At 67.0% G+C, this 14,558-nt stretch carries 4 protein-coding genes and 4 pseudogenes; 6 read left to right on the top strand and 2 right to left on the bottom strand.

Annotated features, from left to right (window positions below; translation table 11 throughout):
- Nucleotides 1-118: 118 nt before the first annotated feature.
- The 6 genes and pseudogenes from IL992_RS44015 to IL992_RS43990 form a co-directional block, all read left to right on the top strand.
- Complete coding sequence (locus IL992_RS44015) at nt 119-427, top strand: ROK family protein (RefSeq protein WP_226874902.1); 309 nt, start codon at nt 119-121, stop codon at nt 425-427.
- 220 nt (nt 428-647) lie between these two features.
- The gene (locus tag IL992_RS44010) at nt 648-4,574 is read left to right on the top strand and encodes a ThuA domain-containing protein (RefSeq protein ID WP_193209223.1); all 3,927 of its coding nucleotides are present in this window, start codon (nt 648-650) and stop codon (nt 4,572-4,574) included.
- A 37-nt stretch (nt 4,575-4,611) separates the two neighbouring features.
- Entirely contained in the window at nt 4,612-6,651 is a 2,040-nt protein-coding gene (locus tag IL992_RS44005) for a ThuA domain-containing protein (protein WP_193209222.1), read from the top strand.
- Between the two features lie 226 nt (nt 6,652-6,877).
- Nucleotides 6,878-7,648: pseudogene (locus tag IL992_RS44000) on the top strand (IS256 family transposase); the annotation flags it as partial.
- 55 nt (nt 7,649-7,703) lie between these two features.
- Nucleotides 7,704-9,777: pseudogene (locus IL992_RS43995) on the top strand (ISAzo13 family transposase).
- Between the two features lie 7 nt (nt 9,778-9,784).
- Nucleotides 9,785-10,264 (top strand): annotated as a pseudogene (locus IL992_RS43990) (transposase); the annotation flags it as partial.
- Between the two features lie 57 nt (nt 10,265-10,321).
- On the opposite strand, the pseudogene IL992_RS48795 reads toward IL992_RS43990, so the two are convergent.
- Nucleotides 10,322-10,495, bottom strand: a pseudogene (locus IL992_RS48795) (IS630 family transposase); the annotation flags it as partial.
- Between the two features lie 600 nt (nt 10,496-11,095).
- A complete protein-coding gene (locus tag IL992_RS43985) occupies nt 11,096-13,441 on the bottom strand; it encodes a tetratricopeptide repeat protein (protein WP_193209221.1) in 2,346 nt (781 codons plus the stop codon).
- Between the last annotated feature and the right edge of the window lie 1,117 nt (nt 13,442-14,558).

Here is a 14,558-nt window from a genome sequence, read left to right as displayed (position 1 = left end):
CCGTCCACGTCATGGAGAGCGGCACCGGGCCCGCGGTGCTGATGCTGCACGGCTCCGGACCCGGTACGACCGGATCCGGAGCCTGGGCGACGACGGCACAGGCGCTGGCGACCGGCGCATGATGCAGGCGGTGGCGCAGGTCGGCCAATGGCTCGGGCTCGGCGGCTCGATCGTGGCCAACCTGTTCAACCCGCGAGTGATCGTCATCGGGGGCTACTTCGCCTCACTGGCCGAGTGGCTGCTGCCCCACGCGCAGGATCAGCTGCAGCGGCTCGTGGTGGCCGCCCCCGCCGCCCAGTGCCGATTCGTCGCCTCCACGCCCGGCTTCGGCGCCGCTTCCCGCGGCGCCGCGAGCATGGTGGTCAACCGGATCATCGACGACCCGACCACGATCATGGATTCACTACCCCGGCCGACAGCCTACTGACGGCCCCCACAGACCTGGAGGCGGCACCTCTCCAGCAACCCCCCGTATCCGCAACCAACGCCAACAAGCGGCAACAAGCGCGGCGGCGCGCGCCTTGCCTGACATCCCCCCGGTCAGGAAAGGGTTTCCCATGTCACCACGTCATCGAACGTGGGCCAGGCTGCTCGACGCAGCCCTGCCAGAAAACGGACGACGCCCGAGACGTCGCACCGCGACCACGATGGCCTTAGCCCTCATCGCCCCTTTCATCACGCTCCTCGCGACGCCGGTGAGCGCCGAGGCCCCCACGGCGGCTGAGCCCGCTTTCGTCGCTGCACCGGCGCTGCTGCAGCCGTCCGCGCCTGCCGCCAAGGCCGCACCACCAGACGCCGGCTTCAAGGTACTCGTGGTGCGCAGCACCCAGGACGCGGTGTCGTCGGCCGGCCTGGCCGCGATCCGGGATGCGGCCAGAACCGGTCATTTCACGGTCGTGGCGCCCGGGCCCGCTGACGTGGGCGACCATTTCACGAAGAAGAAGCTGAAGCAGTACCGCGCGGTCGTGTTCTTGGACACGGGTCTCGCGAGCCCGCTCACGGACGCGCAACGCGCGAACTTCGAGAGCTACTTCCGCGACGGCGGTGGCTTCGTCGGCGTCGGCTCGGCGGTCGAGACCGACGAGTCCTGGTCGTTCCTGACTGACATCCTGGGGACGCGTGCGTCCAGCAGGACCGACGTGCAATCGGGTGACGTGAAGGTCGCCGACCGCGTCCACGACGCGAGCAAGGATCTGCCGCAGATCTGGTCGCGGACCGACAACTGGTACAACTTCACGAAGAACGTCCGCGGTGTGTCACACGTCCTCGACACCGTCGTCGAGGACCCGTTCGGGCCGCAGCCGCAGGGCGCCAACCTCGACGGGATCGCCGGGGGCACGATGGGCGCCGATCACCCGGTCTCGTGGTGTAAGGACTTCCAGGGCGGCCGCTCGTTCTACACCGGCCTGGGCAACACGGCCGCGAGCTTCGACGCCGACCTCACCAAGCACCTCAAGGGCGCGATCGGCTGGGCCGCGGGCCAGGCCGACCCGGTCTACAGCGATTGCGGCGCGACCGTGCTGGCCAACTACCAGCAGACGAAGATCGGCTCGCCGCCGAACCTGCAGGAGCCGATCGGCTTCGACCAGCTGCCGGACGGCCGCATTCTGCAGACGGACCGCCTCGGCTCGCTGCGCATGCACGACTCGACCACGGGCGTCACCACGGTCGTCGCCAACTTCGCCGATCCGAGCCTGCCGATGACGCAGCAGATCTACTCCGCGGGCGAGGACGGGCTCTATGGCCCGGCGGTCGACGCCAACTTCGCGACCAACAAGTGGGTCTACCTCTACTACTCGCCGAAGGAGGTCACCGACGTCAAGCTGAGCGACGGATCAGTCGTCACCCAGATCACGCCGAACACCACCCCGCCGGACGTGGCGGCGTCCAAGACCGCGTGGGATCCGTACGTGGGCTATTTCCAGCTCAGCCGCTTCAAGTTCGTCGACGCCACCGACAGCACGCCGGCGCACCTCGACATGGGCTCCGAGCAGCAGATCATGCGCGTGCCGGTCAACCGCCAGGAGTGCTGCCACGTCGGGGGCGACATCGACTTCGACAAGCACGGCAACCTCTGGATGGTCACCGGCGATGACACGCCCGCGGGCGGCATCAACGGCGGCGGCTACGGGCCGTACAACTCGCAGAAGACCGACGAGCAGCAGACCGTGCGCGTCACCAACGCGACGGGCGGCACGTTCACGCTGACCTTCGAGGGCCAGACGACGGAGCCGATCGCGTGGAACGCGGACCGCAATGCGATCGACGCGGCGCTCGAGGCGCTCTCGAACATCGAGGCGGATGAGATCCAGACCAGCGGCGGCCCGGTCAACACGTCGAACGTCAACGTGTTCTTCCGCCGCGGCAAGCAGCAGTCCGATCAGCCGCAGATCACCGCCGACGGCGCCGGCCTGACCGGCACCGCCACGCCGGCGATCACCACCAACACGGCGCAGGCGGGCGGCTGGTATCAGCGGCTCACCGGTGACTCGCGCCGCAGCGCGCTGAACACCAACGACCTGCGCGGCAAGATCCTGCGGATCAAGGTCAAGGACGGCAACATCTCCGCCGCCGACGCCAACAAGGCCGACTTCGGCTCCGGCACGGGCGCCTACTCGATCCCGTCGGGCAACCTGTTCCCGCTGGTCGCGGGCGCGCCGCAGGACAAGACGCGGCCGGAGGTCTACGCGATGGGTTTCCGCAACCCGTTCCGGATCCAGGTCGACGAGAACGACGTGGCCTACATCGGCGACTACTCGCCCGACGCCCAGACACCGCAGCGCTCGCACGGCCCGGCGGGCACCGGCCGCTACGAGATCGTGCGCAAGCCGTCCAACTACGGCTGGCCGACGTGCTACAAGCGCGACCTCGCGCACTACCAGTGGAACTTCCACGAGTTCGCGCCCGGCACCACCACCGCGGGCACACCGCTGAACAACCCGCCTCAGAAGTTCGACTGCGACGGGCCGACGCAGCGCAACGACTCGCTGTGGAACATTGAGGGCGGTCCGACGGTCGAGCCGGGCCTGAGGGACGTCCCGCCGGTCACCGACCCGGACATCTGGTACTCCTACCGCGACAACAACACGAACGCGCCGCTCGGCACCCCGTGCGAGGCCTACTACGCGCCGACCCCGGGCCCGATCGCGCCCGGCTCGACGACCGAATGCCCGCGGCTGTTCCCCGAGCTCTACACCGGCGGCGTCGGTCCGCACGGGGTCACGAAGTACCACTACGACCCGGAGAACCCGAACCCTCACAAGTTCCCGCCGTACTACGACGACTCGGTGATCATCAGTGAGTGGACGCAGGACACGCTGCGCGAGGTCAAGCTCGACAAGCAGAACAACCACGTCCAGAAGATCAACAACTTCCTGGATTGCGGCAGCCGTGCGAACGCCGGGGCAGGCAGGTTCCGGTTCGAGTGCGACAACCCGATGGACTTGCAGTTCGGTTCTGACGGCGCGTTCTACCTGCTGACCTACGGCAACGGGTTCAACGTCATCAGCCCCGACGCGGGCATGTACAAGTGGGAGTACGTCAAGGGCAAGCGCGCGCCGAAGGCCGTGCTCACCACGGACCGCACCGACGGCTCAACGCCGCTGACCGTGAACTTCTCCAGCGCCGGCTCGCTGGATGAGGATCCCGGCGACTCGATCCGCTACGAGTGGAACTTCGGCGACGGCTCGGCGATCGAGACCGACCCGAACCCGACACACACCTACACGCAGTCCGGCCGCTACACGGCCGTGCTGACCGTGCTCGACTCGTCCGGCAAGCAAACCTCGACCAGCACCGTGATCACCGTGGGCAACACGAGCCCGACGGTGGTCGTCAATACGCCGGTGGAGGGCGGGACGTTCGCGTTCGGCGACGACATCCCGTTCTCGGTCACGGTCACCGACCCCGAGGACGGGACGGTGAATTGCTCCGAGGTGCAGGTGACGTTCGTACTCGGCCACGACGCGCACGGCCACGCCGAGGAGTCCGTCAACGGCTGCTCGGGCGTGCTCCACACGATCGCCGACGACGTCTCACACGGCGGCAACGTCTCCGGCGTGGTCCAGGCGCGCTACACCGACCACGGCGGTCCGGGCGGCGTCCCACAGCTGACCACGACCGGCCAGCACCAGATCCGCCAGAAGCACCAGGAGGTGGAGTTCGTCGTCAACCAGTCCGGCACCAACACGGCGACCAACACCGACGGCGGCGCCGGCGTGCACCGCGGCAGCCTGGGCTCGGGCGACTGGCTCCAGCTCAACGGCCCATTCAACCTGACCAACATCGATTCGATCACGTTCCGCGTGGCGGACGCGGCGAACGGCCGCACGCCCGGGTCGCCGCTGGCGGCAATCGAGGTCCGTCAGGACTCGATCACCGGGCCGATCCTGACGACGGCCAACCTCGTGTCCACCGGCGGGACGGGAACCTGGACGAGCCAGACGTTCCCGGTCTCGATGTCCGGGACGCATGAGCTGTTCCTGGTGTTCCGCTCGGTCACGGGTGGCGCCACGGGCGGCAACCTGTTCAACCTCAACTGGGCCGAGTTCGTCGGCACGGGCATCGGCTCCTAGCGAACCCGCCCGTATAGCGGCAAGAGAGAAGACACTCATGCGGAGAAGATTTCGCACATCGGCAGTGGCCGCCTTCCTGACGGCGGCCGCACTCATCCCCGCGGCACCGTCGTGGGCACAGGAAACGACACCGCCGACGATCAACGTGGCGACGCTGTCGCCCTCTGCGCCGACCGGCCAGAACAACTGGTACACCGGCCCGGTGACGCTGAACGTGTCGGCGACCGACGACGTCGGCATCGCCAAGTTCCAGTACTCGCTCAACGGCGGCGCCGCCTACATCGACGTGCCCGTCGAGGGGGCGCCGGCGTCGGCCACGGCGTCGGCGGTGATCACGCAGGAGGGCAACACCAGCGTCCGGTACCGCGCGGTCGACACGGCCGGAAACGTCGCGGCGTTCCGCTCGATCTCGGTCCGGATCGACACGCGCGCGCCGGCTGCATCGTACCCGGCGATCACCGACGGTCACGTCGGTCACGTCGCCACACTTATCCCGACGCGCACGGACCCCGCCCCCGGCTCGGGCGGAGTGGCTGTGCTGAACATGTACCTCGACGGCAAGCTGGTCCCGCCGTTGCCGGCGCAGACCTCCGACCTGTCGCTCGGCGTGCACACGCTCGCGGTGCATCTCTCTGACGCTGCTTCCAACAGCGCGAAGTACACACAGACGTTCATCGTGACGACATCGTTCGCGGACGTCGGCACGCTGATCACCCGGTTCGTGACCGCCGGCAGCGTCCCGGCGGAGGTCGGCGCGGCGCTCCAAGCCAAGCTCGACCAGGCGAAGGCGCTCGCCGACGCCGGTTCGGCCAAGCGCGCGAGCCAGGTCCTAAACGAGTTCGTCTCGATCGCCGGCGACCGGATCGCGCCCGGCTCGGCCCGCCGCACACTTGTGGGCGATGCGCGTTACCTGATCGACCAGCTCAACGGCCGGCTCGCGCCGGAGCCCGCGACGGGCCTCGAGTCTGAGCCCGCGGAGGGCCCGAAGTTCATCCCGGACCCGGTGCTCGCCCCGCTCCCGCACAACCCGGACGCCGACTACAACGTCCTGGTCTTCTCCAAGACGACGGGCTTCCGGCACGACCACATCCCGCACACCGTGGCCGCGATCCAGAAGCTCGGCATCGCGCACAACTTCAACGTCGACGTCTACGACCCGCAACTCCCGACCGTCACGCTGCCCACGAGCCCGTTCCTGAGCCTCGACACGCTCAAGCAGTACGACACGATCGTCTTCGAGTCCAACGTCGGGCACCCGGGCCCGCTCAATCCGATCACCGAGCAGCCGAACTTCGAGGCCTACATGCACCAGGGCGGCGGCTATGTCGGCATCCACGGCGCCGCCGACTCGTTCGAGATCGGCACCTGGCCGTGGTACGGCGACCTCGTCGGTGGGTTCTTCACCAACCATCCGAACGGCCAGAACGGGTTCGGCCAGTGCGGCAGCTGCATCCACACCGAGGTGGTGACCGAGGACAACACGCACCCGGCGACCGCGCATCTCCCTGACCGGTGGATGACGGTCGACGAGCTCTACAACTTCGACCGCAACATGCGGGCCGACGTGCACACGCTGCTGAGCCTCAACGAGGACAGCTACCAGCGCAGCCTCAACAGCGGCAACGCGGCCACCAACCCGCTGCGGCTGATGAACGGCGACCACCCGATCGCGTGGTGCCAGAACTGGGACGGTGGCAAGGCGTTCTCGAACATCCTCGGCCACTTCCGGACGCAGTACTACGACGACTCGTTCATGCAGATCATCCTCGGCGGGATCGAGACGACCGCCGACCGCAAGGGCGCCAACTGCTCGTCCTACCGCGAGACCAGGCTGCTGATCGAGGCCGACCGAGCGGCCGGGCTGCTGACCGCGGCCGCCGCGGACGCCGCCGGTGCCGCCCTGGACATCGCGCGGGACAGCTACCTGGCAACCAACTACACCACCGCCATCCCGGCGCTGAACTCGATCGTCGACCTGGCGAACGACAAGGCCTCCGGCGACGCTGCGGCGCGTTCCGAGCTCGCGCGGCAGGCGCGCGAGCTGCGGGAGTGGATGCAGAACCTCAACCGCCGCTGACCCGTTAACGCGGCGGGGGCGGTGGATCGCCGCTCCCGCCGCGCTGACGCTGGAGCGCACCACTATCGCGGATTTATGCACGACCTTCTCCTGATCATCGACGAAACATCGGTAGGTGCCGCACGTGACCCATCCTCCGAAGGGAGCGGTGATGGGTCGTGAAATGAGGACGGCCATCGCGTGATCCTTCGTGATTGCAAGTCAAGATCGAAGGAGAACCAAAGCGATGGCCGTGAACGACAGTGTGGACCCTGGCGCCTGGCTGGCGAAGCAGATCGAGGCCGGTGACCCGGATCTGTTGCGATCCATGGTGAAGACCATGGCCGAGGCGTTGATGTCGGCCGAGGCCGACAGCTTGTGCGGCGCCTCCTACGGCGAGCGCAGCAGCGAGCGGACCAACCAGCGCAACGGTTACCGCACCCGCGCCTGGGACACCCGGGCCGGCACGGTCGATCTGGACATACCCAAGCTGCGGCGGGGGTCGTACTTCCCCGACTGGCTGCTGGAACGGCGTCGCCGGGCCGAGCAGGCTCTCATCAGCGTGGTGGCCACCTGCTATCTGCTGGGCGTGTCGATGCGGCAGGTGGACAAGCTGGTCGAGCAGCGCGGCATCACCGGCATCTCCAAAAGCCAGGTCTCGCAGATGGCCAAGGTGCTGGATGAGCAGGTGGAGGCCTTCCGCACCCGGCCCTTGGACGGCGGCCCGTACACCTTCGTCTGGCTGGACGCCCTCACCCAGAAGGTCCGCGAGGGCGGGCGCACGGTCAACGTGCACGCCCTGGTCGCCACCGGCGTGAACGCCAACGGACAGCGGGAGATCCTCGGGCTGGAGGTCACCTCACGCGAGGACGGCGCCGGCTGGCTGGCGTTCCTGCGTGGCCTGGTCGCCCACGGCCTGTCGGGGGTGCAGCTGGTCATCTCTGATGCCCATCTCGGGCTGGTCGAGGCGATCGGGTCCACCCTGCCGGGCGCGTCCTGGCAACGGTGCCGGACCCACTGAAGCTGTGAGGAAATAACACGGTGATTTGATCTTTTGGGTTGAATGCCATGTTATGGCGATCTTGCCCGGCGTACTCGATCAGCTGGCGTTGAAGTTCGAGGTCGTGCTGCCGCATCTGAACGAGCGGCAGCGGCGGTTGCTGATGGCGGCCGAGGCTCGGTTACTGGGGCATGGCGGGGTTCGTGCGGTCGCTCGGGTCGCCGGGGTCAGCGAGTCCACCGTACGAAAGGGCGTTTTCGAACTCGAGGACGGCGGAGATGTGCTGCCGGGCGGGCGGGTGCGCCGTGAAGGCGGTGGGCGTAAGAGCGTCGAGGAGCAGGACTCGCGGGTGGTGCCGGCGCTGTTGGCGCTGGTCGAGCCGGACGAGCGGGGCGACCCGGAGTCGCCGCTGCGGTGGACGACCAAGTCGCTGCGGCGCCTGGCGGAGGAGTTGGCCCGGCGGGGGCATCGGGTATCGCCGCCGACGGTCGGGCGGTTGCTGCGTGAGAACGGGTTCAGCCTGCAAGGCAACGCCAAGACCTTGGAAGGCAGGCAGCACCCAGAGCGGGACGCGCAGTTCCGCTATATCAACGAGCAGGTCAAGGACCATCATGCCGCAGGCGAGCCAGTGATCAGCGTCGATACCAAAAAGCGCGAGCAACTGGGTCGACTCCCCAACCCAGGCCGCGAGTGGCGGCCGAAGGGCGACCCGATCGAGGTTGAGGACCACAGCTTCTTCTTCACCGGGCCGGACGTCGAGCAGGCCATCCCGTATGGGATCTACGACATCGGCGCGAACACCGGCTGGGTGAACGTCGGCATCGACCACGACACCTCAACGTTCGCGGTTGCCTCGATCCGCCGCTGGCGGCAGGCCCGAGGCCGCCTGGACTATCCGGACGCCTCCCGGCTGTTGATCACCGCGGATGCGGGAGGCTCCAACGGCTACCGGTTGCGGGTCTGGAAGGCCGAGCTTGCCGCCCTGGCCGCGGAGACCGGCCTGGCGATCACCGTGTGTCATTTCCCGCCGGGCACCTCGAAGTGGAACAAGATCGAGCACCGGCTGTTCTCCCACATCACGATGAACTGGCGTGGACGGCCGCTGACCTGCCACGAGGTCGTCGTCAACACCATCGCCTCAACGAGGACCCGTACCGGGCTGCGGGTCGAAGCCGAACTCGACACCGCCTCGTATCCGCTGGGCGTCACGGTGAGCAAGGCCCGATTCGCCGAGCTGCCGATCCACGCCCGCCCCACCCACGGCTCCTGGAACTACACGATCCACCCCGCCCTGGTCGCCGCCGGCCGGCCACCCGTCGTCGGCACCGACCGCGCGCAGATCCGCGCTGCCGCGCTACGCGCCCTGGCCGATCCTCGGCTGACCGGCATGACCGAAGCCCAACTGAACGACCTGGCGCGCCGGCTCGCCCCCGCCCAGGCGGCTCGGGCCGAGCAGCGCACCTTCCACCAGCGCCGCGGTGAACGCCGCCGCGCCAAGGGCGCCGGGTCCCACCGCCTGCTCTCCGACGCCGACCGGGTGCTCATCACCGTCGTCTACCTCCGCCAGATCTGCTCCCAGAAGGTCCTGTCGGACATGCTCGAGGTCAGCGACTTCACGATCGGCTATTGGATCGCCGAGACCTGCAAGCTGCTCACCGAGCATCAGGTCTCGGTCCCCGCCACCACCATGCGGTTCACCACCGCCGCACAGCTGCGTAGTTTCCTGGACAACGACGACGCCCCCGCCCAGCGGCCCCGGATCTCCGAAACGCTCTCGCACCCCGCTCTGACCGGGATGAGCCGCGAAGAACTCCACCAGATGCGAGCGACTCACTCCGCTCCAAGCTGCCCGTCTCGAACGCCTCCGCTATCAGCGACGCGGCGGTGAACGACTCCCCGGAGCGCGAGGCGGCATTTTCCAACAGAAGATCACCGACGCCGAGCGGATCCTCGCCGCCATCCTCTACCAGCGGAAAGTCTGCACACGGCAAGTCCTCAGCGAACTGTTCGAAGTCAGCCCCCGCACGATCGGCAACACCCTCATCGAGACCCGCCCGCTTCTGGAACACGACGGCTACAATCCCGCACCCGCCCCAACTCGCCACCGGACCGCGGCCGCGCTTCGCGCCTCCATCCCGCCGTGTTGATTCTTAACGGCTTCACTACCTGCGGAATTTGCTCACGACCGTGCCCAAATCGGCTCAGCCGTGGGTGGCGACCCTGGTCCGCACCATCTTCGACCAGCCCACCGCCGAGCAGGTACGCGCCCAGCACCGCTGGGTTATCGACGCTCTGGAGGCCAAGTACCCGGCCGCCGCCGACCACCTGGACCACGCGCGAGAGGACCTGCTGGCCTTAGCCCAGTTCCCGCGGGAGATCTGGAAGCAGATCTGGTCGAACAATCCCCAAGAGCGGCTGAACAAGGAGATCCGCCGCCGCACCGGCGTGGTCGGCATCTTCCCCGACCGGGCCGCGATCATCCGTCTGGTCGGCGCTGTGCTGGCCGAGCAGACCGACGAATGGACCGAAGCCCGCCGTTACATGGGCCTGGACATCCTCGCCAAAGCCCGCCTGCGAGTGATCCCCGGAGACACGCCGAATCAGGCACAGCCCCCCGGCACCCTCACCGCTTAACCTGCAGAAACGGATCACGCGGTGGCAGCTCATACACCACCTCAGTGGACGTGACCCTTCATCGGCCTGCACCAGGCGGGCGATCACCGGAACGGTGTTACCTCCGGCCGAGGCCAGCACGATCATCGCTCGCCGGTACCGCACCGAGCTGGTGCTACCCCGGCGCACGATCCGCTGCAGCTTCTGCCCTTCCTGATCCACCAGTCTTCGCACCCTGACCGGTTCTGCCACCGCGCCTCCTCGCGCCGATCGGACCTGTACGGCACATCCAATCGGCGCGACGGACTACACGCGAACCCGGTGATCGTTTCCGGTCACAGCACTAGTCATATTCGCTAAGCACAAGGCTGTGACGCCTGCTCCCGAGATAGTGCTCTTGCGGAGTTCTTCTTTACATTGAAGATCATCATTACCGATCGTTGCGGCTGGCTGGTTTGAACACTCGGCGAGCTCATTCGCTTCAAGGCGTTGGGATGGGCGGCAGCCTGCGGCAACGGGAGACATCGGGGTGCCGGCAACTGACGGCTCGTCCGAGCAACAAACGAGCAACGAGAAACAGAAAAGCCGTGATCACTTTCTCGTGATCACGGCTCCGACCTGCTAGAACAGTGTCGGGACGGCGGGATTTGAACCCACGACCCCTTGACCCCCAGGACGTACGGGTAGGCATTTTTGCAGCTCAACGGCCTTCAGGTAGCCATGGACGACGTCTGGTGACGTGCCGGTTATTCGGCTGCGCGCACAACGTGTGGTCCCCACATGGTCCCCTTAAAGTCGGTCTGACGACCCCGATTCTTCGGTAAGAACTCACCACGTCCGCGGTGGACGCGGTCACAACGTCGCTGTCGGCGATGTCAAAAGCACTTGCGTCTCAAGCGTGTCGGGATGCTCTGGCCCCAGCCAACGTTGCTGGAGTTCCAGCACGTCGCGGTAGATCAGTTCGGCCTGGCGTGCGTGTCCCTGTCCACTCATGGTGTCGGCGAGATACCTTCTGGCCGTGATTGCGCGGTAGTCACCGTTTCCGATGGTCCTCTCCATCACGGCCAGGACGTCCCGCAGCATTAGCTCGGCCTCGGTGAGAAGACCTTGATTGGCGATCGAGCGCGCCAGGGTCGCACGGGTGGATAGGGTGAGCGGGTGCTCGTCTCCCAGCACCCGGCGCTCAATGTCGACGAGTTCCCTGGCCATCTGTTCCGCCTCGCCGTGTCTGCCGTTTTCATGCGTCCATCGCGCCAGGTCCGCCCACGCGTCCAGAGTCCGTGGATGTTCGGCACCCATTAGGCGGCGATCGGCCGCGAGCGTCACCCGGCAGATCTCAGCGGCTTCGTCCGCTCGCCCCTGCATCCCGATCGACCAGGCAAGGTCGATGCGGGTCGTCAGCGTCTCGCGATGGTCGGAGCCCAACACGCGCTCCATGTCCGAGATCAGTTCCCGATACATCTGTTCGGCTTCCCGATAGCGGCCCTGCGCCAAGATCGCGCCAATCAGTTGATCCCGGGTGAGGAGCGTGTCGGTATCGTCCTCGCCGAGCACGCGGCATCTGCCCTCCAGGACAACCCGGAACACCTTCTCGGCCTCCCCGGGCCTCCCCCGGGTGTACAGCGAGATCCCGACCTGGTGGCGCGCCGCGAGCGTGGCAGGATGCTCGCGGCCGAGCCGTTCGGCGGCTGCAAGGATGGCACGGGCCAGGTTTTCCCCTTCGGCATTCGCACGGGATCCCGCCAACCACAGTGAGGAGAACGCCTCCTGCCCGACGCTCAGCAGCCCTTTCAGGGCGGCGTCGTCGTCCAGATGGGGAGCGATCCATGCCAGCAGGGCGCGTACGTGCGGGATCAGCCGCTCCCAGGACGGCCAGTCACTGGGATCCTCGTGGTCAAGTCTCTCAACCGCCGACTGGGCGAGCCGTACGGCCGTTTGCATGATTGCGAGGTTGTCCGGCTCCGCGTTCACCAGCCTCGCCCGGCATGTGTCAGCTACCACCGGATGCACCACTACCTCGGGATACTCGGCGTCTGAAACGCCGCCGACGTCGATCAACCCCACCTCGGCTAGGCCTCGGAGAGCGGCGGTGAACGCGCGCCTGTCCTCGTCGGCCTCCGGCCTCAGGATCAACGCCGGAATCGGGGTGGCCGACGCGAAACAGGACAGCAGATAAAGCAGCCTCCGTGCCTGCCCTAGGCCCTGATCCGCCAGAGCGTCCAAGGACAGTTCCCACGTCCGCGACACCATCGCCCGCGGACCAGAACTTGCGGAGTCGAGGTCGGCGATCGCTTCCGGCGCCGCGCCACCGTCCAGGGCCCGGCGGTAGTCGTCGAAGCCGCGCCAGCGCGCGAACGGGGAGGCCAGGTAGGTGCCGGCCAGATACAGCGCGAGCGGCAGCGCGCCGAGTCGCCTCGCCAGTTCTACGGCCTCCTGCCCGGTGCGATCGGCGACCGCAGGCGCGAGGGCGCGCAGCACAGCCGCCGCGGCGACATCATCCAGAACCTTCAGCGATCTGATTCGCGCCCCGCCACCCCAGATACGCGGATCATTCACCCGTGTCGTCACCACACAAACGACCGACGCATCGTGCCGGACCCATCCCGTGCCGTCCGCAGGCAGCGAAACACCATCAGCGGACAGCACAGAGGGGAGGTCGGCGTTATCGAAGATCAGCAGACTCCGCTTCATCGAGCCAGCGTCCATGAACGCCCAGAAGCGGTCGGCGGCGGTCGGCGCACCCTCGCGGACCTCGCGTTTTATCGCCTCCGGCGCCCCGGCCTGCCGAAGGATCTCCACGATCCCGCCCCGCAGGGACAGTGCATCCGCCGCGCTCACCCACCACACCTTCCATCCCCGCTTGCGGGCCTTCGCGGCGAGCCACAACGCGACCGTCGATTTTCCGACCCCGCCCATGCCCGCAAGAACCCATGCACCCGGGTTCCGCTTCCGGCGGCCCAAAGCGCGCGTCAACTCGGCCAGCATGTCGTCCCGGCCCAGGACCTCGGGCGGGAGCCGACCGACAGGAGCCGCGACCGGAAGAGCCCCATCAGAGGCCGATTCCGTATTCGACTCAGCTGGAACAGAGGAACGAGTATGGGCATCCCGACGATCCATGATCGCAACACGGAGTTGCCAGATGCCCACCCCGAGCGCCGCGACTCCGACCAGGGCACCGGCGGCTGTGACCAGATCCATAACCTCGACCTTAAAAGTCCCAGGTTGCTCTGTCCTTGCGGAGTGGCTGGGAAATCGGGGACATTTCGCGGCGTGGACCTATCGACAGCCTGATCCTGCTCGCCGGCGAACACGGCTAGGGCACCGCACTCCGCTGGATCATCGGCGGCTTCGCCGCCGCCTCCCTCCTACTGGCCTCACGCGGCCGCCTCCCGCCGCTTCTGCAGGTTAGCGGTGCGGATCCGATAGCTGTTGCTGGTCCGGTATGTCGCCGGGGATCACTCGAACGCAGGCTTTAGCCGGGACATCTGGGGCTGTCGATACTTGACCACCGGTCAAGCAACGCCATCAGTGCAGGACGCAAGACGATCGTGGTCCCCAAAATGTCGAAAGGGCCGACCCGATGTTTCGGATCAGCCCTCTGAGCTGCGTCGGGACGGCGGGATTTGAACCCACGACCCATTGACCCCCAGGGCATTGAGAATAGGCGTTTCAGCAGCTCAAAGGGCTCCAGATATACCTCGGAAACTCCCGGAACGGGGCCATCCGTACCTTCCGGCACTGTCGATGATTTCCGGCTATACGTCCGGGCGCTTCTCGACGAACCGACCGTGGTATGAAGCTGGTCGAGGTCGCCCCTGTTCGCCAGCCCTATCACCCACTCAACCGTGAATTGAGCATCAGACCCTTCTCCTGCGGACGGGAGTGTATTACTGCCGTAGATTGATAATCTCCCCGAGGACATCGGTGCGGGTGGCGTCCGGGCTGGTCTCGGGTCGACTGGAGCCGTCACGCAACCCGTTGATACCGTCGGCCTGGTAAGCGGCGATACCAGATGCATTGGGCGTTGCGTTCCGTAGCATGGGCAGGCGTGCGACACTGCCCGTGACCTCTTCGCCGCGACAGGTGATCGCCGAGCAGTGCCGCGCCTGGCGATGAAACCGCTGCTCAGCCGATGGGACGAGCAGTCTCCGTAATGCCGGAGATCGAGGTGCCGACAATCTCCGTCAGTTCAGGATCACTAGCGGGCACCATCCGAGTTCCCCACCCACAGAGATGCGGCCACAGAAGGCCAAGCTCACGAAGTGTCGTTCTGCTGCCGTATGCGGGTATGACCCCAAGGGTTTCGGAAGCAACT

It is taken from the genome of Microbispora sitophila (genome assembly GCF_014892245.1).
Taxonomy (GTDB): Bacteria; Actinomycetota; Actinomycetes; order Streptosporangiales; family Streptosporangiaceae; genus Microbispora; species Microbispora siamensis.
Note: the sequence above shows the minus strand (reverse complement) of the source record. Positions and strands in the feature narration are given on the sequence as shown.